Consider the following 22,540-nt stretch of genomic DNA (forward strand, 5'->3'; position numbering starts at 1 on the left):
AAAGCCAATGAGTTTCCACATTGGCTTCAATTCGCTTTAGTGATAAACAGCATACTAGAGATACTATTTATCTATGCGATTAAAGAAAATTATTTTTTCTTTTTCGCTTTTGCGTTTGGTAAATCAGTAATGCTACCTTCGTAAATCTCAGCAGCCATACCGATTGATTCATACAGTGTTGGGTGAGCATGGATAGTTAATGCTAAATCTTCAGCATCACAACCCATTTCAATTGCTAGGCCGATTTCACCCAGTAATTCACCACCGTTCACACCGACAACAGCCCCACCGATAACACGGTTAGATTGTTTGTCGAAAATCAGCTTAGTCATACCTTCGGCGCAATCAGATGCAATTGCACGGCCTGATGCTGCCCATGGGAAAGTCGCAACTTCGTAGCTGATATTTTGTTCTTTCGCTTCTTTCTCAGTTAAACCAACCCATGCAACTTCTGGCTCAGTATAAGCGATTGATGGGATCACTTTCGGGTCAAAGTAATGTTTCAGACCAGAGATAACTTCTGCGGCAACGTGCCCCTCGTGAACACCTTTGTGAGCTAACATTGGCTGGCCAACGATATCACCGATAGCGAAGATATGAGGAACGTTAGTGCGCATTTGCTTATCGACATGGATAAAGCCACGGTCATCAACTTCAACGCCAGCTTTGCCTGCATCCAAGTTTTTACCATTAGGAACACGGCCGATTGCCACTAATACAGCATCGTAACGTTGCGGCTCTGCGGAAGCTTTTTTGCCTTCCATAGAAACGTAGATACCGTCTTCTTTCGCTTCAACGGCTGTTACTTTAGTTTCTAATAGTAGGTTGAATTTTTTACTGATTTGTTTGGTGAATACTTTAACCACATCTTTGTCAGCCGCTGGGATGACTTGGTCAAACATTTCAACCACATCGATTTGAGAACCCAGTGCATGATACACAGTTCCCATTTCTAAACCGATGATACCCCCACCCATAACCAGCAGACGCTCAGGAACTTCTTTCAGTTCTAATGCATCGGTTGAGTCCCAAATACGTGGGTCTTCATGTGGAATGAATGGTAATTGAATTGGACGGGAACCCGCAGCAATAATTGCGTTATCGAAATTGATAGTTGTGCTACCGTTTTCACCTTCAACAACCAGCGTGTTGGCACCTGTGAATTTACCGAAGCCGTTAACTACGTTAACTTTACGGCCTTTAGCCATACCAGCCAGACCACCCGTCAGCTGATTAATCACTTTTTCTTTCCATAAGCGAACTTTGGAAATGTCAGTTTTTGGCTCACCAAAAACAATGCCGTGTTCTGCTAAAGCTTTTGCTTCTTCGATCACTTTTGCAACATGGAGTAAAGCTTTAGAAGGAATACAACCAACGTTTAAACAAACACCACCAAGGGTTGAATAACGTTCTACTAAAACAGTTTCTAAACCTAAGTCAGCGCAACGGAAAGCCGCAGAATAACCTGCAGGGCCTGCACCAAGCACAACGACTTGGGCTTTAATTTCAGTACTCATCATGACCTCTTTTTGTTTTGTCCAGCGGTACTGCTGAATAAACGATCTTCCACTGGAAAAGTACACACCGAGAGCAGTTTACAGAATTGTTAACACCCTGAAAAGGCTCATTTCGTGATGTAACTCCCAACCTTTCGTAGCAGCAGCAAAAAATTCTGCCTCAGCCTAAATAAAACAGACCGGCCTATTCGCCGGTCTTATTATTTACATCACTAAACGGCGAATATCGCTCATTAATTGCCCTACTAGGGTGATGAAGCGAGCTCCATCAGCACCATCGATTACACGATGGTCAAAGGACAGTGACATTGGCAGGATTAGGCGAGGAACAAATTCGCTACCATTCCAAACAGGTTTCATTGAAGAACGTGACAGTCCCATAATTGCAACTTCTGGTGCATTCACGATAGGTGCAAAACCGGTAGTTCCGATACCACCAAGGCTTGAAATCGTGAAACAACCACCTTGCATATCAGACGCAGTCAGTTTACCTGCACGCGCTTTCTTAGAAACTTCCATCAGTTCGCGAGATAGCTCTAAAATGCCTTTTTTGTTAACGTCTTTGAAGACAGGAACAACTAAGCCATTTGGCGTATCTACGGCAATACCGATGTTAATATATTTTTTCAGGAACAGACGCTGTGCATCTTCAGAAATGGAGCTATTAAAGCGTGGCATTTCTTCCAGAGCACGAGCAACAGCTTTCATGACAAAAACTAATGGTGTGATTTTCACATCCAGTTTTTTCTTCTCAGCTTCTTTGTTTTGTTGCTTACGGAATTCTTCAACTTCAGTGGTATCCACTTCTTCCATCAGCGTAACGTGCGGGATCATTACCCAGTTACGGCTCAGGTTAGCACCAGAGATTTTTTGGATACGACCCAGTTCAACTTCTTCAACTTCACCGAATTTGCTGTAATCCACTTTCGGCCATGGCAGCATACCTGGTAAACCACCACCCGCAGCTGCAGGAGCTTCCGCACGTTTTACGGCATCTTTCACGTAAGCTTGAACGTCTTCACGCAGGATACGGCCCTTACGACCTGTACCTTTAACTTTCGCTAAGTTAACACCAAATTCACGCGCTAAGCGGCGAATAACCGGTGTTGCATGGATATATGCGTCGTTTTCAACAAATTCAGTTTTGCTGTCAGTTGCTTTCGCTGGCGCTGCTTGTGCAGGAGCTGCCGCTGGAGCCGGAGCAGACGGTTGAGCTGCTGGAGCCGCTGCAGGCGCTGCACCTGCCACTTCAAAAGTCATGATCAGCGAGCCAGTTTTCACTTTATCGCCAGTCGCAATCTTGATTTCTTTAACTGTTCCAGCAAATGGCGCAGGAACTTCCATTGACGCTTTGTCACCTTCAACGGTAATGATTGATTGCTCAGCAGAAACGGTATCACCCACTTTTACCATGACTTCAGTGACTTCAACTTCATCACCACCGATATCTGGAACGTTAACATCTTTAATTGCTGATGCTGCTGGAGCCGCTGGTGCAGCAGCTTGTGCAGCTGGTGCCGCCGCAGGTGCTGCGCCTGCAACTTCAAAGACCATAATCAATGAGCCGGTTTTAACTTTATCACCGGTTGCAATTTTGATTTCTTTAACCGTTCCAGCAAATGGTGCAGGAACTTCCATTGAAGCTTTATCACCTTCAACAGTAATTAAAGATTGCTCAGCTTCTACTTTGTCACCGACTTTAACCATGATTTCAGTAACTTCAACTTCATCGCCACCGATATCTGGAACAGCAACATCTTTAGATGCAGCTGCGCTTGGCGCTGCCGCTGGAGCCGTAGGGGCTTCTGCAGGAGCAGGCGCTGCTGCACCCGCCTCCGCTTCGAATACCATGATTAATTTGCCTGTTGTCACTTTATCGCCAACAGCAATTTTAATTTCTTTTACCACACCCGCTTGTGGAGATGGGACTTCCATAGAAGCCTTATCACCTTCAACGGTAATAAGCGATTGCTCAGCTTCTACTTTGTCGCCAACTTTAACCATCACTTCGGTGACTTCAACTTCATCAGCACCGATATCAGGCACTTGGATTTCAATAGACATTGATTTTTACCTCTTATGCCAAACGTGGGTTAACTTTATCTGGGTTGATGTTGTATTTTTTAATCGCTTCTTCAACGACTTTTACATCAATCTCACCACGTTTAGCTAATTCACCTAACGCTGCAACGATCACATAGGATGTATCCACTTCAAAGTGGTGACGCAGGTTTTCACGACTGTCTGAACGACCGAAACCATCTGTACCCAGAACACGGTAATCACTTGCAGGAACATAAGTACGAACTTGTTCTGCAAACAGTTTCATATAGTCAGTTGATGCAACTGCTGGTGCATCATTCATAACTTGAGCAATGTATGGAACACGTGGTGCTTCAGATGGGTGCAGCATGTTCCAACGCTCACAATCTTGGCCATCACGTGCCAATTCAGTGAATGAAGTCACGCTATAGACATCAGAACCGATTCCATACTCAGCAGACAAGATGTCAGCGGCTTCACGCACGTGACGCATCATTGAACCTGAACCTAACAGCTGAACTTTACCTTTGCTACCTTCAACAGAAGCCAGTTTATAGATACCTTTACGGATACCTTCTTCTACGCCTTCTGGCATTGCTGGCATGTGGTAGTTTTCATTCAGCGTCGTGATGTAGTAGTAAACGTTTTCTTGTTTCTCACCGTACATACGCTCTAAGCCGTCTTGCATGATCACCGCAACTTCGTAAGCGAAAGCTGGGTCATAAGAAATACAGTTAGGGATAGTCAGTGATTGAATATGGCTATGGCCATCTTCATGCTGTAGACCTTCACCATTCAGGGTTGTACGGCCGGAAGTACCACCAATTAAGAAACCGCGTGCTTGTTGGTCACCCGCTGCCCACATCAAGTCACCAATACGTTGGAAACCAAACATTGAGTAGTAGATATAGAATGGGATCATCGGCAAGTTGTTAGTGCTGTATGATGTCGCAGCCGCTAACCAAGAAGAACCTGCTCCCAGCTCATTGATCCCTTCTTGCAGAATTTGACCTTTAGAGTCTTCTTTATAGTAAGCAACTTGCTCACGGTCTTGCGGAGTATATTGCTGGCCTTTAGGGCTATAGATACCGATTTGACGGAATAGACCTTCCATACCAAATGTACGCGCTTCATCAGCGATGATTGGTACTAAACGCTCTTTGATCGATTTGTTTTTCAACATAACGTTCAACGCACGAACGAACGCGATAGTTGTTGAAATTTCTTTAGATTGCTCTTCCAATAATTGGCTGAAATCTGCCAGTGCAGGGATATCCAGTTTTTCGTCAAAGGTTGAACGACGAGCTGGCAAATAACCACCTAACGCTTGACGGCGCTCATGCAGATATTTGTACTCTTCGGAATCTTTTTCAAACGTAATGTATGGCAGTTTTTCAATTTGCTCATCAGCAACGGGTACATTGAATTGATCACGGAAATGACGAACGCCATCCATGTTCATTTTCTTCACTTGGTGAGCAATGTTTTTACCTTCTGCAGTTTCGCCCATACCATAACCTTTGATGGTTTGCGCTAAAATAACAGTTGGTTTGCCTTTAGTTTCTTGTGCTTTTTTGAATGCAGCATACACTTTCTTCGGATCGTGACCACCACGGTTCAGTGCCCAAATTTCATCATCAGTCATATCTTTAACTAATGCTGCAGTTTCTGGGTAACGATTAAAGAAGTGTTCACGAACGTATGCACCGTCACGTGATTTAAAGGTTTGGTAGTCGCCGTCTAAGGTTTCGTTCATTAGTTGAACAAGTTTACCACTTGTATCTTTACGCAGTAATTCATCCCAACGGTCGCCCCACATAACTTTGATAACTTGCCAGCCAGCACCATTAAAGATACCTTCTAGTTCATTAACAATTTTACCATTACCTGTAACTGGTCCATCTAAACGTTGCAGGTTACAGTTGATAACAAATACTAAGTTATCTAATTTATCGCGAGTTGCGATAGTAATTGCACCTTTAGACTCTGGCTCATCCATCTCACCATCACCAAGGAATGCATATACGCGCTGAGCTGATGTATCTTTCAGTCCGCGGTTATCAAGGTATTTCAGGAATTTTGCTTGATAAATAGCATTAATTGGACCCAGACCCATTGATACCGTAGGGAACTGCCAGAAATCAGGCATTAATTTAGGGTGTGGGTAAGAAGACAGACCATTTCCACCAATCTCTTGACGGAAGTTGTTCATTTGCTCTTCAGTTAAGCGGCCTTCCAAGAACGCACGTGCGTAAATACCTGGAGAGATATGGCCTTGGAAGAAGACTAAATCCCCGCCGTCATTGTTATTATGCGCACGGAAGAAGTGGTTAAAGCACACTTCATATAAAGTTGCTGATGACTGGAAAGAAGCCATATGGCCACCCAGTTCTAAGTCTTTTTTGGAAGCGCGTAAAACAGTCATCACTGCGTTCCAACGAATTGCAGAGCGAATACGGCGCTCTAAATCCATGTTACCAGGGTATGCCGGCTCATCTTCAACAGCAATTGTGTTGATGTAATCAGAATGACCAGATGCACCAGCGGCAATATTAACACCGCCTTTACGCGCTTCGCTTAATACCTGTTCGATAATAAACTGAGCACGATCAACACCTTCTTCACGGATGACCGATTCAATCGCCTGTAGCCAGTCGCGAGTTTCAATCGGATCCACGTCATTTTTTAACATATCTGACATGGTGTATTCCTTATCTGTTATCTATTTTATATGTTTATGTGGAGCCTATCTTCCTGCTATTTTCGCAGTCGCTATAAAACAGCGGGAAGATAGGCCCTGATGTAGTTGCCGCTTTAACTCTCAATTAGAGTATTCACAATAATATAGACGCAGCAGTCAGGATCTATATTATCAATTCAAATCAGGATGTTGCTGTAACCGACGTAAAGAACGTTCTCTGCGAGTTTGCTCTCGGCTAATATCCAACAGTAAATCTTCGATAAAGGCTAAATGGCGATGAGAAGCTTCACGTGCTTTTTCTGGTTCTCTTGCCATTATAGCGGCAAAAATTTGTGCTCGATGTTCACTAACTGCTTTATACATTTCTTTACGGGTATATAAGAACTCAAAGTTCTGACGAATATTTTGTTCTAACATCGGGATCATACAACGCAATAGATGTAGCAAAACGACGTTATGAGCAGCTTCAGTGACAATTAATTGATATTGTAATACTGCATCTGACTCTGCTTCTAATCCGCCATTTTCTTGCGCTGTCTTAATTAATTCATAGCTTTGTCGAATCCGTTCGAGATCTTCATCTGTACCACGGAGTGCCGCGTAATACGCAGCAATACCTTCAAGGGCATGACGAGTTTCAAGAAGATCGAATTGAGATTCTGGATTGCCTTCAAGTAGCTGAGCTAAAGGGTCACTAAAGCTTTGCCACATTTTCTTTTGCACGAATGTTCCGCCACCTTGGCGGCGAGATAAAAGGCCTTTCGCCTCTAATGTTTGAATTGCTTCACGCACTGATGGTCGAGATACGTCAAACTGTTTTGCAAGTTCGCGCTCAGGAGGCAGCTTTTCGCCAGGGCGTAATGTCCCTTCGAAAATAAGATGTTCGAGACGCTGCTCTATTACATCTGATAACTTTGGTTGGCGAATTTTACCGTAAGTCATAATCTGCCATATTCATGAGTGAGTAATTATTGATTACGTATTACCCAGTGTTAATTGGTAATACCAATTTATTTATGGGTTAATAAAGTAACAAAGTATTCACTATCTGTCCATAAAGACCTTGCGCTAAATCATAAAATCCTGCAAATATTAACAATTTTTTTTAAAATTTAGCATGAATTGATAACTTAATATGCAATTTGACATGACATATTTTAACATTAAAAACGATTTTTTATGCTAAAATGCAAAAACTGAACCGTTAAAGCAACCAATATAATGAATTTAAATTTAAAATAAGTGCATTTAAAATCAAATTAACTCATTAATTGCAGTCTTTACTCGTTTGGAACACAACAACATTAATGAAATGTTAAAATTGCAAGTGGTTTTAAATTTAACTCAAATTTTATTGATTAAATTACACTCAAGCCTATCTATTATTTTAGAATAAAATTGATGTCGAAAATAAAATAGCACTGTAATGTTTCAATTTATAGGTGGCACGGAAAATGCGATAAGGCTTCGAGATTCGATTAGCTAGGAGCTACAAAATATTTCGTTGTAACCCATTAAATAGTTAAATCAATGCCAAAATACAATTTGGTAACGAGTGAGTCAGATGTTAGTCACCTATTTAACGCATTAACGTAAATAGGTGACTAATATATAGGTCTCATCAATAACACTAAGATTAATGAGCCCAGTTAAGGCACCCTGAGTGTATTAACCGGATCACTTACCTATTCTTATCAATAAAACGCATAGACAAATCCATGGCTTTAATATGTTTGGTTAGCGCCCCAACAGAAATAAAATCAACCCCTGTTTCTGCGAACTCTTTTATCGTTTCTAATGTGACATCACCAGAAACTTCAAGTGCCGCTTTTCCTGCCGTTAACACTACCGCTTCTTTCATCATAACTGGAGTAAAATTATCCAACATAATGATATCAGCATTCGCTTTTAAAGCTCGTAATAGCTCATCTAAGCTTTCTACTTCAATTTCAATTGGGACATCCGGATGGGCGCTACGCGCTAATTCAACAGCTCGCTCGACTGAACCTGCGGATATAATATGGTTTTCTTTTATTAAGTAAGCATCAGATAAACCTAGACGATGATTAAACCCTCCCCCCATCAATACCGCATATTTTAAAGCGGTTCTTAAACCAGGGATAGTTTTACGGGTATCAAGTAACTTCGCTCTTGTACCTGTGATTTGTTTTACATATTCGGCAGTTATACTTGAAACAGAAGAAAGCGTTTGAATGAAATTCAAAGAGGTGCGTTCACCTGTTAATAAAATTTGTGATGGGCCATGCATCTCACAGAGAACTTGGTTAGGGGTAACGGTTTCACCATCTTGAACTTTCCAATCAATGTTGACTTGCCCACCAAGTTGAAGAAAAACTTCATCTAACCATTGTTTCCCACAGAAAACGCCATGTTCACGAGTAATAATTCGAGCACTCGCTTGTGTACCTACATTTAACAGCTGACCAGTAATATCTTTTTTATAATCAACAGATTGACCTAAATCTTCTTTCAAAGCAACACTGACCATAAAAGGAATGTCGACCTGTAACCGCTCAAGAAGCATTTTACGTCTTTGTTGTTCATCATATCGCCGTATAGTCATTTTAACTCCAAAATATGCACTCGCTTTGTTTCATCTATGCTAATCTTTTCGTTCGCAGATAACGAGTGTTAACAAAAAAGAAAAGAGAATACTATGGATAACGATATGAAAATACACAATGGTTGGCTAAATAATGTGACTCATATCCCTTCTCCACATCATGATGAGCGCCCCTCTAATACCATACCTTCTCTTCTAGTTATTCATAATATCAGCCTTCCTCCAGGACAATTTGGTGGCCCTTATATAAACCAATTATTTACAGGGACTTTAAACCCTGATGAACACCCATTTTTTAATGAAATCAGACATCTTCGAGTTTCAGCTCATTGCCTAATACGCCGTGATGGTGCAATCATTCAATATGTCCCCTTTCATTTACGGGCTTGGCACGCTGGGCAGTCTTCCTACCAAGGCCAAGAAAAATGTAACGACTTTTCTATTGGTATTGAGCTAGAAGGCACTGATTTTGAACCATTTACAGAAGAACAATATCAATCCCTTACTTATTTAACTAATTTACTTATACTTGAATACCCACTAATTAAAAATAATATTACTGGTCATAGTAATATAGCTCCTGGTCGTAAAACGGATCCTGGCCCATTTTTTGATTGGGGATATTATAAGAATAAATTAAACAATTATTAACTTTATAATTATTAGCGGATAATATCTTTATTCAATTTACCCGCTAATGAAAAATATATAAACTTATCTTCTCTTAATTTATAACTGAACTCCAGCCTCTATTTTTCTTTATTATTTTTTTTGCGAAGCTGCTCGAAGAAAAATGAAACCCCACGTACATTTCAATAAAAAATCACAAATCGTTTCGCACTACCTTTTTTAAACTCTAATTTTAACTTAAAAATATAATTATGATGAAACCTCACTTAACAACGGAGGTTTTATTTATGAATCAACAAGGATTTTCACTCATTGAAATTATGGTAGTAATTGCAATTATATCAATTCTAAGTGCTATTGCTATCCCTGGCTATCAAAGCTATATGCAAAAAGCAGCAATTACTGATGTACTCCAGACTGTTATCCCATATAAAAACAGTGTTGAAATATGTAGCTTTAATCGAGGGAGTTTATCACAATGTAATGGAGGCAATGATGATATCCCTACCAATATAACTGGAAAATACATTAGTAAAATAGAAGTCAAATCTGGGGTTATTACATTTTCTACTGACAAATCATTATCGGGCTTAAAAGTCACATTAACACCAACCCTTCCTAGCATAGGCAACCCCTTTAATTGGACAGTTGTTTGCGAAAACAAAGATAATGCCAAATTGAAGTCATTATGTAATAAAACCTTTGTGTTTTAACTGGAAGTATTTATATGAACATGACTAAAAACGAGCAGTTTATTTATAAAGAACTTAAGAGTATATGTGATAGAAATTACATTATAATCATCGATTATAATCAAAAACGGTTATCTATAGCTGTTGTTAAAAAACCAGATGACAACTTGATCGCCACATTAAAATTTATTGCTAGTGTCCCTGTATGCTATGATATTTGGCCAAAAGAAAAAATAGACCATTATTTTAATAATACAATACATGAAATAAAGGAGGAAGAAAGTAGTTATCAATCTCCAGAACCCGAACTATTACGCACTTCATCTCCTGCGATTAGTTTTGTTGAGGAGCTATTAAAAACAGCGGTTCATAAACGCTCATCAGATATACACCTTGAGCCGACTAAGCAAGGGTTAAAAATTCGATTACGTGTCGATGGAAAGTTATATTTTATTCCTTCTCCACCTTACGAAATTAATAGTGAAATTATTGCTCGTATAAAAATATTGGCAAAAATGAATATCGCGGAGAAAAGATTTCCACAAGATGGCCAAATGAGTTGGTACTTTGATGGACAAAACTATAGCATCCGTCTTTCTAGTATTCCGACAATTCATGGTGAAAAATTGGTCTTACGTATTTTAAATACACAATTAAAATATTCTTTAGAGCACATAGGGATGTGCTCTTCCCTTCTAGAGTTATTAAAAGAGTATTTAAATCGTCCACAAGGATTAATTTTAGTCACAGGGCCGACAGGAAGCGGTAAAACAGTAACTCTTTATAGCTACTTAGAATATTTAAATCAATCCTCAAGAAATATAACAACCATTGAAGACCCAATTGAAATTCCATTACAAGGAATCAACCAAACTCAAGTCAATGAAAAATATAAACTTAATTTTTCTTCTATTTTAAGGGCGCTACTGCGACAAGACCCTGATGTCATTATGATCGGTGAGATTCGTGATGAAGAAACAGCTAAGATCGCGACTCGAGCAGCGCAAACTGGCCATCTAGTTTTGTCGACATTGCATACCAATTGTACATTCAGTGCAATAGAGAGAATGAACCAATTAGGAGTAGAAAATAGTCAACTTAAATCATGTTTGAAAATGGTTATTGCACAAAGATTAGTAAGAAAACTTTGCCCTCACTGCAAAGAAAAAACACCTAAGAAAACTAAATTACACAATAACTGTGTAATTAATGAATGGTCCTCAAAGGGGTGTGAGCTATGTTTTTCTGGTTTTATGGGAAGAACCGCTGTTTATGAATATATAGATCAAAGCAATATTAGCGAAATACTGGCAAAAAATACATTAGAAAATCAAAGTAATTTTGTTAACCTTTTTAATGCAGGAATAGAGCTCGTTGAAATGAGTGAGACAACTCTCCAAGAAATCTATTCTATCATCGGAAATGGAGTAAATTAACATGTTTATTTATTCATATATCGCCATTGATTTTAACAATCAATTAACATGCAGCACGTTAATAGCAAAAAGCAAAAAACATGCATTCATCAACATATCTGAAAGAAATTTAATTCCTGTACAAATAAAGTTAAAAACATTATTTTCATTGGACAAAAAGAATATTAATTATCGAATTCATTTCTTCCACCAGTTATCTTTATTATCATCATCAGGTATTAATCTCGTACAATGTTTAAAAATATTACATACCAACTGCCAACTTCCTTTTTGGATTGATATTATTGAAAACTCGATAGTTCATATAGAAAAAGGAGAGAAGTTTTCACAGTATTTGAAGAAGCACCCAACAATATTTAATGATACTATAATAAGCATTATTACCATTGCCGAGAAAACAGGGCAATACGAACAAAGTTTTAGTACAATCAATTCAATATTGGAACATAATAATAAAGTGTCTTTACTCATCAGTAAATCGATACGATACCCAATAATTCTTTCTTCATTTTCAATAATGTTATTAATCATTATGATGGTCTATGTAGTTCCTCAATTTGAAAACATCTATCAAAATACCAGACACGAATTACCACTCGTTACAAAAATCATAACCTTTATTTCAAGCTTTCTAAGAGAGTACTTAGTTTACTTATTTTATTTTCTTTTACTTTCTCTCCCTCTCGTATTTAAATTCAAAGAAAAAACATTATCTTTATTAAAAAACACAATAATTCACCTACCGATATTCAAAAAATCATTACAACTCCATAACTTAAGCTTGTATTTTTTAACGATGCACTCAACAATTAACGTAGGGTTATCATTATCCGAATGTTTAAAATGCACAATTCAAACTATCAATAACCATCAATATAAAAAAGACTGTGAACACGTGCATATATCGGTACATAAAGGAGAGTTACTGTCCCATGCTATGAAGAAAACCAAGTTCTTTCCTGATTTATCTGTACAGCTAATGTCTATTGCAGAAGAATCTGGAAAAATACACTACTTTTCAAAGTATTTATTCAAATATTATTCAGAGCAATATATTTTTATTACTGAAAAAAATCTAAAAAATATTGAACCTATTTTACTCCTTTTAATTGCCATCCTAGTAGGTATGATCATGTTAGCAATGTATCTACCGATATTTAATTTAGGTAATGTTATAACTGAACTATAAATAATTTCATGTGGATATGAATATTACATTTTATCCTAACAACTTTATATAATATTTTTTTAAACTATTCACAGTATATTACTTTGGATGAAGACAAATGATTTATTTCAGTGTAATCTATTTTTTTTCAACGAGTAAATGAATAATCATATGCCTTATATAGTTGCTTTAACAGGTGGTATTGGAAGTGGTAAAACAACAGTTGCAAACGAGTTTGCTAGACTTGGAGTCCCCCTAGTTGATGCCGATGTGATTGCACGACAGGTTGTTGAGCCTAACAGCCCAGCCCTTGAAAGCATTAGATATCACTTCGGTGAAGATATTATTCTTCCCAACGGGTGCCTAGATAGGCAACGCTTACGAGACATTATTTTTTCTAAGCCCGATGAAAAAAAGTGGCTGAATGCTCTACTTCATCCATTGATTCAACAAGAAACGCAAAAACAATTTCAACAAATAGATTACCCTTATGTATTATGGGTAGTCCCTTTATTAATTGAAAATAATATTCATCATTTGGCTGATAGGGTATTAGTTGTTGATGTTACTGTCGAAGAACAAATTCAACGAACCCTAAAAAGAGATAAGACCAGTTTAGAACAAGTAACTAATATACTTAATGCACAAGTTAGTCGTGAAAAACGACTTAATCATGCCAACGATATAATAACAAACCATACTCATGGCACGGATCTCTCTGACAAGGTAGCAATTCTTCATAACCAGTACTTAACACTAGCAAGAATAAAAAAATAGGAATTAAAATGGGCGAATTAATTACAACAAATTTAATTACTTATGAATACCCAATGAATGAAAAAATTCGTTCGTGGTTGCGCCTTGAAACACTTTTATCTCAAATTTATGAGTTAAGTAATATTACCTCCTACTCTACTGGTATTGCTTTTTTTCGCTCAGTTTCAGAACTAATCGAAATCCTAGATAGAGGAGAGGTTCGTTCTGAACTTATAAAAGAACTAGAAAAACAACGAACTCGGCTATCTAATTGGGCAGAAGCTCCTAACGCTGATAACCAATTAATATCTACATTACTAAAGCAATTATCAGAAACAACATCCCATTTAATGTCCGCAGCACGCTTTGGCCACCATCTACGTACAGATAAAATTATTAGTATGGTACGCCAACGTTTGAGTATTCCTGGTGGCTGTTGTAGTTTCGACCTACCGACTTTACAACTTTGGTTAAATATTCCACAAAATGAACGAGACAAGGTCATTAGTGGCTGGTTGCAAAGCCTCGACCCACTCAATGATGCATTGCAAACTGTACTAACACTAATTCGGCAAAATGGAATCTTTGAACAAAAAGAGTCTCATAATGGCTTTTATCAAGACAACGTAGAAGGTAAAGAACTGCTACGCATCAAGTTAACTGCAGAACACTTGGTATACCCACAAATCTCTGGCCACAAAACACGATTCGCACTACGTTTTCTACATATCGACAGTGAGAATGGTATACTCCCCGATATTATTAATTTTGAGTTATCCTGTTGCTAGCTAGAGAAATATTTTTATGAGTGAAATCATTGAAGTTAATTGCCCTACATGTAAAAAAATAGTTGTTTGGAATGAAAATAGCCCGTTCCGGCCATTTTGTAGTAAGCGTTGTCAACTTATTGACCTTGGTGAATGGGCTAGTGAAGAAAAACGAATTGCGAGTCAAGGGGATATTTCTGACAGCGATGACTGGAGTGAACAACCAGATAAATAATGTATAAGTCGTGACATCGTAAATTAAGTGGAAAATATATTATTGTGTATTTTCCACTTAATATCATTATCAGCTATTATGTTGATCACTTCTCTGTGTTAATAAATCAACAATGATACGGTTTGCTGGGGGAAATTCTTCAGCTTTAAGCTCATGCTGAGAAACCCAACGCGAATCCTGCCCTTCTCTACCATACGGTTCATTTTCCCATGAAGATACCATAAAAAAATAGAGTGTAATGAAACGGTCATCAAACTCATGGTCAACCCGATGAAATAACTCGTTCTTAGTCACTACAACTCCAACTTCTTCTTCAAGTTCGCGAATTAAAGCGGCTTCAGGTGATTCATTAACTTCAAGTTTCCCACCGGGAAATTCCCAAAAACCAGCCATATGCGTGCCTTCTGGTCGTTTAGTAATAAAAATTTTTTGCTCGGGGTTACGAATAATCCCAGCCGCGATATGCAAATGTTTTTTTTCCATAATTTTTTCGTCAAAAAGGCGGGTTACCCCGCCTTTTTTATATTAATGAGTTAATAGTAAATTAATTTAAACGGCCATGGCATTGCTTGTATTTTTTACCCGAACCACAAGGACAAGGGTCATTACGGCCAATTTTGTGACCTTGGGTTGCAATTTTAGCTTCGGTTTCAGTCATTAAAGATTCAGCGCCCGCTTCATGGCTTAATTGTTGCCTCTTCGCTAAACGCTCAGCTTCTTCACGACGCTGTTGTTCTAATGCTTCAACCTCTTCAGGTAAACGAACTTGTACCTTAGATAAAGTACTAATCACTTCATATTTCAATGCTTCAAGCATGTTAGCAAACATACTGAAAGATTCACGTTTGTATTCTTGCTTAGGATCTTTTTGCGCATAACCACGCAAATGAATACCTTGGCGTAAGTAATCCATTGACGCTAAGTGCTCTTTCCATAACGTGTCTAATGTTTGCAACATGACACCTTTTTCGAAATTACGCATCGCTTCCGCGCCAACAATTTCTTCTTTACGATCATAAACTTCAATCGCTTTTGCCATAATACGTTCACGTAATGTTTCTTCGTGTAACTCTGGCTCTTTATCTAACCACTCTTTGATTGGTAAATCGAGGTCAAAATCATTGACTAAACGCTGATGTAGTCCTTCGATATCCCACATTTCTTCAAGTGATTGAGGTGGAATATAGGCATCCATCGTTGTGGTTAATACATCTTCACGAATGCTATCAACCGTTTCTTTAATATCACCGCCATCCAGTAGTTCATTACGCTGAGTATAAATCGCACGACGTTGGTCACTTGCAACATCATCATATTCAAGTAATTGTTTACGGATATCAAAGTTACGGCTTTCAACTTTACGTTGCGCATTAGCAATAGCCTTGGTCACCCATGGGTGTTCAATCGCTTCACCCGGCTTCATACCTAACTTTTTCATCATGCCAGTAACGCGGTCTGAAGCAAAAATACGCATCAGCGCATCTTCCATTGATAAGTAAAAACGAGATGAACCCGCATCCCCTTGACGACCGGCACGACCACGTAACTGGTTATCGATACGACGTGACTCATGACGTTCTGTACCAATAATATGTAAACCACCTGCTGCTAAAACAGCGTCATGGCGAACTTTCCAGTTTGCTTTGATTTCATCAATTTGCTCTTGAGTTGGCTCTTCTAATGCAGCAACCTCAGTTTGCCAGCTACCACCTAGCATGATGTCAGTACCACGACCGGCCATATTAGTTGCGATCGTTACAGCTCCAGCTTGACCCGCATTCGCAATGATGTCAGCTTCCATTGCATGGAATTTTGCATTCAAAACATTATGAGCAATTTTAGCTTTTTTCAACGCATTCGAAATCAATTCGGATTTTTCGATTGAAATTGTACCAACAAGAACGGGTTGCCCATTGGCAGTTCTTTCACGAATATCTTCAATAATTGCTGCAAACTTATCAGCTTCGTTCATATAAACGAGGTCAGGTAAATCTTTACGCACCATTGGGCGGTTAGTTGGGATAACAATTGTATCGAGTTTATAAATTGAGCTAAACTCAAAAGCTTCGGTATCCGCAGTACCTGTCATACCTGCAAGCTTTTCATATAAACGGAAATAGTTCTGGAAAGTAATTGAAGCCAAGGTTTGGTTTTCGTTTTGAATTTCAACGCCTTCTTTCGCTTCTACTGCTTGGTGTAAGCCGTCAGACCAACGACGCCCTTCCATTGTACGGCCGGTGTGCTCATCAACAATAACAATTTGACCGTCTTTTACAATATAATCAACGTCTAAGGTAAATAGCGCATGAGCACGTAAGCCCGCCATCACATGGTGCATTAACATGATGTTAGAAGGTGAATATAAAGACTCTCCTTCATCCATTAAACCTTCTTTTGCTAGAAGCTCTTCGATTAACACCAGTCCACGTTCAGTTATAGTCACTTGACGCGATTTTTCATCGACAGAAAAATGGCCTTCCCCTTGGAAAGTATCTGAATCTTCTTTCTCTTGACGTTGAAGATATGGAATAAGTTTATCAACTTTTTGGTACAGTTCAGAACTGTCTTCTGCAGGACCTGAAATAATCAGTGGTGTACGCGCTTCATCGATAAGAATGGAGTCAACCTCATCCACCAAAGCATAATGCAATTTACGCTGAACACGCTCTTCAGGGCTAAACGCCATGTTGTCACGTAGGTAGTCGAAACCAAATTCATTATTAGTACCGTAAGTAATATCTGCCGCATATGCTTCACGTTTTGCAGGCGGGGCCATACCTGGCAGGTTGATACCCACAGTTAAGCCTAAGAATTCAAATAATGGACGGTTATTTTCAGCATCACGTTTGGCTAAGTAATCATTCACCGTAACTACGTGAACCCCTTTACCACTTAATGCGTTGATATAAGCAGGTAATGTTGCTGTTAAAGTTTTACCTTCCCCTGTACGCATCTCTGCGATACAGCGTTCGTTTAGTACCATTCCACCGATAAGCTGTACATCAAAGTGGCGCATACCAAATACACGTTTACTTGCTTCACGAACAGTTGCAAATGCCTCAGGAATGATACTTTCTAAACTTTCACCTTTCGTTAAACGCTCACGAAATTCCACCGTTTTTGCTTTTAACTCATCATCAGATAACTTTTCGAAATCGGGTTCAAGACGGTTAATTTTTTCAACTTCTTTACGTAAACGGCGTAACGTACGGTCATTACGGCTACCAAAAACTTTGGTCAAAATCTTTGTTAACATATTTTAATCTCTAATAATCAATTAATTACTTTAAATTTTTATAAATTTTATGGCGTAAAACAGCACAGCGATGAGCTGCTTTGCCATGAATGAAGATTAAACTGTTAACGGGCCGGCACGAATGCCGTGTACTTGAGCAATCCAAATTGCAGGTTGATAGGCAATAATATGGGGATAGTTATAATGACTAAATTGGATAACACTTTCATCCCACTGAAGTGAACGCTGTGCTAACATGGCATACAGCGTATCTAACATCAACTGTGGGACAATAAGCTGTTCAGTCTCTTCTGCTGCCGTGTTCACATCATCGTCTTCTGTCGCCGAAAAAGCAAAAGTTAGCTGCCGAATAACGTTTCTTACCGCATGTTGCTGCCAGTAATTTACTGAATAAGATGACGATGATGACGAAGAGCGTTGGGAATTCTGTTGAGCAAATAAATTGTCAAAAGCATTAACAGCTTGGCTTTGGCGATTAACTGGAGAAGAGTTAACCTGTGTATGTTGAGAATCTGATAACGCATTTAAAATTGTAGGCAAGCCGACACCTGTGGCAACCACACCTAATAGCAGGTGGGACCAAAAGTATTTTCTACCAAGTTGTCGCCAAAAATTTAAAATGCCCATCAAACTCTTATATAATGAATAAGTGACAAAATTATTATTTGCAATTCGTTGTTTCATTCTCAGCTGGAGCTAAAAATGAGAGATAGTCATCCACAAGCACTTTTTGATGTTCTTGAAGGCTCATTGGCAACATCATCAAACACTTTACAAACTATTCAGCGTAATGCAAAAGCGATTATCAAACTGAATCGTGCTGTAAAAGGATTACTGCCGGCTGAAATCAAACCCATGTGCCGTGTTGCAAACTATCGTAATAATGTTATGGTCATTGAAGTGGCAAACGCCAGTTGGATGACCCGACTTAATTACGAAAAAATCAATCTTCTTTCTGCATTAAGAACGTCCATTCTACCATCTTTATCCTCTATCGACATCAGAATCAATCCCGATCTTATGCGAAAATCGAGACAAAATAGTTCACTAACTAAGCAAACAGTCTCAATAAGTCAAAAAATGAACGAACGTCAGATAAGTCCACAAACTGCACAAGCGCTTTTGAAATTAGCCGAAAATAGCCCGAAAGGATTAAAAGAAAGGTTTGAGCGGCTGGCTGCGCTAGCCGGAGAGAGTACTAGCGCAACCAACAGAAAAGGCTAAATTCGATCAGTTCTCGAAGATAGCTGCATAATCAAATTTTATGCAAACACCGTTGAAGGTGCTTTGAATGCGACAGGCAATTGAGCTTCGTCTTCAAATGTGACGAGATCCCAAGCTGATTCTTTCGCTAAAACTGCTTGTAATAGCTTGTTATTCAATGCATGGCCTGATTTAAACGCCGTGAATGCGCCAATAATATTGTGCCCACACATGAATAAATCACCAATTGCATCCAACATTTTGTGACGAACGAATTCATCTTCAAAACGTAAGCCATCTTCGTTAAGAACTTTATAGTCATCAACAACGATGGCGCAGTCGAAACTACCGCCTAAGCATAAGCCTTTTGATTGCAGATATTCAATATCACGCATAAAGCCAAAAGTACGCGCACGGCTTATTTGATTTACAAATGATTCCGCTGAGAAATCAAGTGAGTAGCATTGTGTGCTACTATCAATCGCTGGATGCTGAAAATCGATTGTGAAATCAAGGCTAAACCCATTATAAGGTCGCATTTCAGCCCATTTATCACCATCTTCAACACGTACTGTTTCTTTTATACGTAAAAATTTCTTTGCACAATTTAATTCTTCAATACCGCCATCAAGCAGTAAGAATACAAATGGTGCGGCACTGCCATCCATAATAGGGATTTCAGGCGCATTGACTTCAATAACAATGTTATCGATACCTAACCCTGCTAAGGCAGCATTCAAATGCTCAACAGTCGAAATACGCACATTATCTTCATTGACTAAGCAAGTACATAACATGGTGTCACGAACTGATTTCGCATCTGCCGGAAAATCAACCGGTGGATTAAGGTCAGTACGACGGTAGATGACCCCGGTATTGGCCGGCGCTGGACGTAATGTAAGCGTAACTTTCTTGCCGGTATGTAAACCAACACCAGTCGCTGTAATAATACGTTTTAGTGTCCGTTGTTTGATCATCGTATTTTTCTCGCAATGTTATAAGTCCTACTGATCATCATACAAGATAATCAGTAGGAAATTTTAGCACAAAAAGCGGAGAAACCAATATAAATAAAATTAATCGGCCTGTTTACGCAAGAACGCAGGAATATCAAGATAATCTGGTTCTTTATTTGTTTGCGTATTTTGGTCATTGACCGCTTTAGCCGCTGGTTTCTCTTCTGTTAATGAAGACATGCTATTTTGCATTTGCTGATAGCGCTGTTCCATTGACGCCTGCTGAGACATTTTATTGCTAACTAAAGTAATTTCTGGACGTTTGTCCATACCAATACCTGTAGCAACAACTGTAACACGCAGTTCTTCGTGCATTTCTGGGTCAAGAGATGTACCGATTACCACAGTTGCATTATCAGATGCGAAGGCACGAATAGTGTTACCCACCGTTTCAAACTCATCTAAACGCAGGTCGAAACCAGCTGTGATGTTAACTAATACACCACGTGCACCAGACAGGTCGATATCTTCAAGAAGTGGACTAGAAATAGCCATTTCTGCCGCTTCTTCTGCCCTATCTTCACCACGAGCAACACCTGACCCCATCATTGCGTAGCCCATTTCTGACATCACAGTACGTACGTCAGCAAAGTCTACGTTCATTAAACCTGGGCGTGTAATCAGTTCAGCGATACCTTGTACTGCACCTTTTAGTACGTCATTTGCCGCACCAAAAGCATCCAGTAATGAGATACCACGACCAAGTACTTTTAATAATTTATCATTTGGGATAGTGATCAATGAGTCAACATGTTTTGACAACTCAGTGATACCTGCCTCTGCAAATGCCATGCGCTTTTTACCTTCGAAATTGAAAGGTTTAGTCACGACAGCAACTGTCAGAATACCCAATTCTTTGGCAACCTCGGCAACGACCGGAGCTGCACCAGTGCCTGTACCGCCACCCATACCTGCTGCGATAAAGACCATATCCGCGCCATCTAAAGCATTACGCAGCGCCTCACGGTCTTCTTCAGCGGCATTACGGCCAACTTCAGGGTTTGCACCTGCACCCAGACCTTTGGTAATACCGGTACCGATCTGGATAGTTTGTCCAACTGCGGTTTTACGCAGCGCTTGTGCATCTGTATTGACAGCGAAGAATTCAACGCCTTCAATACGTTCACGCACCATGTGTTCAACGGCGTTACCGCCGCCGCCGCCAACGCCGATGACTTTAATCACCGCATCGTTGGTTAGCTCCATTGGTTCAAACATAATGTCTCTCCGTTTTGTGCTTACTACTTTTGAAGCTAATAATATGCTTCTTTATCAAAATTAAAATTCTTTTCTCAGCCAACTGGTGATTTTACTAAACCATCCACTAACTGATGCACGTTTTTCTACTTCGGTATCATCGCCTAAATGGCTTTCTTTACCGTAATGCAGAAGCCCTACTGCTGTTGAATAATATGGCTCCTGCGCATAATCCGTTAACCCTGTGATGTTGAGCGGTGTACCAATTCGCACTTGCGTATGGAACACTTTTTGCGCACATTCGACTAAACCATCAATTTGTGCGGCCCCACCAGTCAACACGATACCAGCTGCCAAATGGTGTTTGACACCTTGTTGGCGTAACTGTTCCTGTAAATTTAAAATTTCTTCATTTACTAAGTTTAACAGCTCAGTATACCTTGGCTCTATCACTTCTGCTAAGGTTTGACGCTGTAGACTTCTTGGTGGTCGCCCACCAACACTTGGTACTTCCACGGTCTCGTCTTTACTCACGATAGAACCGACTGCACACCCATGACGCACTTTAATGGCTTCTGCATCACTGGGTGGTGTTCCAAACGCATAAGCGATGTCGCTTGTCACCACATTGCCTGCATACGGGATGACTTTTGTATGGCGCAAAGCCCCGCCAGTGTAAACCGCCATATCCATAGTGCCGCCACCGATATCAACGACACATACACCTAATTCACGCTCATCTTCCGTTAAAACGCTATAACTTGCAGCGAGACCGGCAAAAATAAGCTGGTCAACTTTTAACCCACAGCGTTCAACGGCTTTAACAATATTTTTTGCCATATCGTTATGGCAGGTGATCAAATGGACTTTGGCTTGCATACGTACACCGGATAAACCAACCGGGTTTTTAATCCCTTCTTGGTAATCTATTGCAAATTCTTGCGGTATCACGTGCAAAATTCTGTGCTCATCGCGAACACGTACCGATTTTGCTGTATGCACAACACTGTCAACATCTTCTTGCGTCACTTCTTCTTCTGAAACTGGCACCATACCAATCTCATTTTGGCAACTGACGTGCTTACCCGATAGTGCAAGGTAAACTGATGAAATTTGGCAGTCGGCCATGAGTTCTGCCTGGTCAATGGCTCTTTGTACACATTTTACCACTGATTCAAGGTCGTTTACGCCACCTTTGTCCATTCCACGAGATGGACAACTTCCCACCCCAATAATATTAACCATACCATCGGGCAGAATTTCGCCAACAAGGGCTGACACCTTGGAAGTTCCAATTTCAAGGCCTACCACTAATTTTCTGTCCGTTGCTTTAATCATT

Annotated in this window: 19 protein-coding genes; 8 read left to right on the forward strand and 11 right to left on the reverse strand. The window is 39.6% G+C overall.

Annotated features, from left to right (window positions below):
• Positions 1-89 precede the first annotated feature (89 nt).
• The 5 genes from lpdA to nadC form a co-directional block, all read right to left on the reverse strand.
• On the reverse strand, positions 90-1,517 hold the full coding sequence (lpdA, locus tag SJ312_RS07840) for a dihydrolipoyl dehydrogenase (protein WP_094961375.1): 1,428 nt from the start codon (positions 1,515-1,517) through the stop codon (positions 90-92).
• Between the two features lie 204 nt (positions 1,518-1,721).
• Positions 1,722-3,581: a pyruvate dehydrogenase complex dihydrolipoyllysine-residue acetyltransferase gene (gene aceF, locus SJ312_RS07845; RefSeq protein ID WP_004261981.1), complete on the reverse strand. Its 1,860-nt coding sequence runs from the start codon at positions 3,579-3,581 to the stop codon at positions 1,722-1,724.
• 13 nt (positions 3,582-3,594) lie between these two features.
• Positions 3,595-6,261, reverse strand: coding sequence for a pyruvate dehydrogenase (acetyl-transferring), homodimeric type (aceE, locus tag SJ312_RS07850; protein WP_004261984.1), 2,667 nt, complete (start codon positions 6,259-6,261; stop codon positions 3,595-3,597).
• Between the two features lie 171 nt (positions 6,262-6,432).
• Entirely contained in the window at positions 6,433-7,203 is a 771-nt protein-coding gene (pdhR, locus tag SJ312_RS07855; RefSeq protein WP_004261987.1) for a pyruvate dehydrogenase complex transcriptional repressor PdhR, read from the reverse strand.
• A gap of 739 nt (positions 7,204-7,942) precedes the next feature.
• On the reverse strand, positions 7,943-8,845 hold the full coding sequence (gene nadC / locus SJ312_RS07860; protein ID WP_094961373.1) for a carboxylating nicotinate-nucleotide diphosphorylase: 903 nt from the start codon (positions 8,843-8,845) through the stop codon (positions 7,943-7,945).
• Positions 8,846-8,950: 105 nt separating this feature from the next.
• Here nadC and ampD point away from each other — a divergent pair, with 105 nt between their 5' ends.
• From ampD to yacG, 7 genes are all read left to right on the forward strand, one after another.
• Positions 8,951-9,496: a 1,6-anhydro-N-acetylmuramyl-L-alanine amidase AmpD gene (ampD, locus tag SJ312_RS07865; RefSeq protein ID WP_036958527.1), complete on the forward strand. Its 546-nt coding sequence runs from the start codon at positions 8,951-8,953 to the stop codon at positions 9,494-9,496.
• Positions 9,497-9,762: 266 nt separating this feature from the next.
• Entirely contained in the window at positions 9,763-10,188 is a 426-nt protein-coding gene (ppdD, locus tag SJ312_RS07870; protein ID WP_036958460.1) for a prepilin peptidase-dependent pilin, read from the forward strand.
• A 14-nt stretch (positions 10,189-10,202) separates the two neighbouring features.
• The gene (locus SJ312_RS07875; protein WP_110592153.1) at positions 10,203-11,603 is read left to right on the forward strand and encodes an ATPase, T2SS/T4P/T4SS family; all 1,401 of its coding nucleotides are present in this window, start codon (positions 10,203-10,205) and stop codon (positions 11,601-11,603) included.
• 1 nt (position 11,604) lies between these two features.
• Positions 11,605-12,792, forward strand: a complete 1,188-nt coding sequence (locus SJ312_RS07880) for a type II secretion system F family protein (protein ID WP_165879866.1) — start codon at positions 11,605-11,607, stop codon at positions 12,790-12,792.
• A gap of 150 nt (positions 12,793-12,942) precedes the next feature.
• Positions 12,943-13,548: a dephospho-CoA kinase gene (coaE, locus tag SJ312_RS07885; RefSeq protein WP_112307199.1), complete on the forward strand. Its 606-nt coding sequence runs from the start codon at positions 12,943-12,945 to the stop codon at positions 13,546-13,548.
• An 8-nt stretch (positions 13,549-13,556) separates the two neighbouring features.
• Positions 13,557-14,315: a cell division protein ZapD gene (gene zapD, locus SJ312_RS07890; RefSeq protein WP_110592155.1), complete on the forward strand. Its 759-nt coding sequence runs from the start codon at positions 13,557-13,559 to the stop codon at positions 14,313-14,315.
• A gap of 16 nt (positions 14,316-14,331) precedes the next feature.
• Entirely contained in the window at positions 14,332-14,529 is a 198-nt protein-coding gene (gene yacG / locus SJ312_RS07895; protein WP_004262008.1) for a DNA gyrase inhibitor YacG, read from the forward strand.
• Positions 14,530-14,598: 69 nt separating this feature from the next.
• Here the strand turns inward: yacG and mutT are convergent, their stop codons facing one another.
• From mutT to secM, 3 genes are all read right to left on the reverse strand, one after another.
• A complete protein-coding gene (gene mutT, locus SJ312_RS07900; protein WP_110592156.1) occupies positions 14,599-15,012 on the reverse strand; it encodes an 8-oxo-dGTP diphosphatase MutT in 414 nt (137 codons plus the stop codon).
• A 61-nt stretch (positions 15,013-15,073) separates the two neighbouring features.
• Positions 15,074-17,785, reverse strand: coding sequence for a preprotein translocase subunit SecA (secA, locus tag SJ312_RS07905; RefSeq protein WP_004262013.1), 2,712 nt, complete (start codon positions 17,783-17,785; stop codon positions 15,074-15,076).
• A gap of 96 nt (positions 17,786-17,881) precedes the next feature.
• Positions 17,882-18,412 (reverse strand): secA translation cis-regulator SecM, encoded by a 531-nt coding sequence (secM, locus tag SJ312_RS07910; protein ID WP_110592611.1) that lies wholly within the window; start codon positions 18,410-18,412, stop codon positions 17,882-17,884.
• Between the two features lie 75 nt (positions 18,413-18,487).
• Between secM and SJ312_RS07915 the strand changes: the two genes are divergently transcribed.
• Positions 18,488-19,009, forward strand: coding sequence for a DUF721 domain-containing protein (locus SJ312_RS07915; protein WP_004262017.1), 522 nt, complete (start codon positions 18,488-18,490; stop codon positions 19,007-19,009).
• Positions 19,010-19,047: 38 nt separating this feature from the next.
• Here SJ312_RS07915 and lpxC read toward each other — a convergent pair whose 3' ends face one another.
• From lpxC to ftsA, 3 genes are all read right to left on the reverse strand, one after another.
• Positions 19,048-19,965, reverse strand: coding sequence for a UDP-3-O-acyl-N-acetylglucosamine deacetylase (gene lpxC / locus SJ312_RS07920; RefSeq protein WP_319867368.1), 918 nt, complete (start codon positions 19,963-19,965; stop codon positions 19,048-19,050).
• A 99-nt stretch (positions 19,966-20,064) separates the two neighbouring features.
• Entirely contained in the window at positions 20,065-21,222 is a 1,158-nt protein-coding gene (gene ftsZ, locus SJ312_RS07925; RefSeq protein WP_004262022.1) for a cell division protein FtsZ, read from the reverse strand.
• Positions 21,223-21,282: 60 nt separating this feature from the next.
• The gene (gene ftsA / locus SJ312_RS07930) at positions 21,283-22,539 is read right to left on the reverse strand and encodes a cell division protein FtsA (RefSeq protein ID WP_004262024.1); all 1,257 of its coding nucleotides are present in this window, start codon (positions 22,537-22,539) and stop codon (positions 21,283-21,285) included.
• Between the last annotated feature and the right edge of the window lies 1 nt (position 22,540).

It is taken from the genome of Providencia sp. CIM-Carb-044, from assembly GCF_033901115.1.
Lineage (GTDB): Bacteria > Pseudomonadota > Gammaproteobacteria > Enterobacterales > Enterobacteriaceae > Providencia > Providencia hangzhouensis.

Bases quoted from the DNA above. Each gene is read 5' to 3' on its own strand.
- secM (WP_110592611.1), bottom strand. From the start codon at position 18,412: ATGGGCATTTTAAATTTTTGGCGACAACTTGGTAGAAAATACTTTTGG.
- ftsZ (WP_004262022.1), bottom strand. From the start codon at position 21,222: ATGTTTGAACCAATGGAGCTAACCAACGATGCGGTGATTAAAGTCATC.
- ampD (WP_036958527.1), top strand. From the start codon at position 8,951: ATGAAAATACACAATGGTTGGCTAAATAATGTGACTCATATCCCTTCT.
- SJ312_RS07875 (WP_110592153.1), top strand. From the start codon at position 10,203: ATGAACATGACTAAAAACGAGCAGTTTATTTATAAAGAACTTAAGAGT.
- zapD (WP_110592155.1), top strand. From the start codon at position 13,557: ATGGGCGAATTAATTACAACAAATTTAATTACTTATGAATACCCAATG.
- lpxC (WP_319867368.1), bottom strand. From the start codon at position 19,965: ATGATCAAACAACGGACACTAAAACGTATTATTACAGCGACTGGTGTT.
- coaE (WP_112307199.1), top strand. From the start codon at position 12,943: ATGCCTTATATAGTTGCTTTAACAGGTGGTATTGGAAGTGGTAAAACA.
- SJ312_RS07915 (WP_004262017.1), top strand. From the start codon at position 18,488: ATGAGAGATAGTCATCCACAAGCACTTTTTGATGTTCTTGAAGGCTCA.
- pdhR (WP_004261987.1), bottom strand. From the start codon at position 7,203: ATGACTTACGGTAAAATTCGCCAACCAAAGTTATCAGATGTAATAGAG.
- secA (WP_004262013.1), bottom strand. From the start codon at position 17,785: ATGTTAACAAAGATTTTGACCAAAGTTTTTGGTAGCCGTAATGACCGT.
- mutT (WP_110592156.1), bottom strand. From the start codon at position 15,012: ATGGAAAAAAAACATTTGCATATCGCGGCTGGGATTATTCGTAACCCC.
- aceE (WP_004261984.1), bottom strand. From the start codon at position 6,261: ATGTCAGATATGTTAAAAAATGACGTGGATCCGATTGAAACTCGCGAC.
- SJ312_RS07880 (WP_165879866.1), top strand. From the start codon at position 11,605: ATGTTTATTTATTCATATATCGCCATTGATTTTAACAATCAATTAACA.
- ftsA (WP_004262024.1), bottom strand. From the start codon at position 22,539: ATGATTAAAGCAACGGACAGAAAATTAGTGGTAGGCCTTGAAATTGGA.
- ppdD (WP_036958460.1), top strand. From the start codon at position 9,763: ATGAATCAACAAGGATTTTCACTCATTGAAATTATGGTAGTAATTGCA.
- nadC (WP_094961373.1), bottom strand. From the start codon at position 8,845: ATGACTATACGGCGATATGATGAACAACAAAGACGTAAAATGCTTCTT.
- yacG (WP_004262008.1), top strand. From the start codon at position 14,332: ATGAGTGAAATCATTGAAGTTAATTGCCCTACATGTAAAAAAATAGTT.
- aceF (WP_004261981.1), bottom strand. From the start codon at position 3,581: ATGTCTATTGAAATCCAAGTGCCTGATATCGGTGCTGATGAAGTTGAA.
- lpdA (WP_094961375.1), bottom strand. From the start codon at position 1,517: ATGAGTACTGAAATTAAAGCCCAAGTCGTTGTGCTTGGTGCAGGCCCT.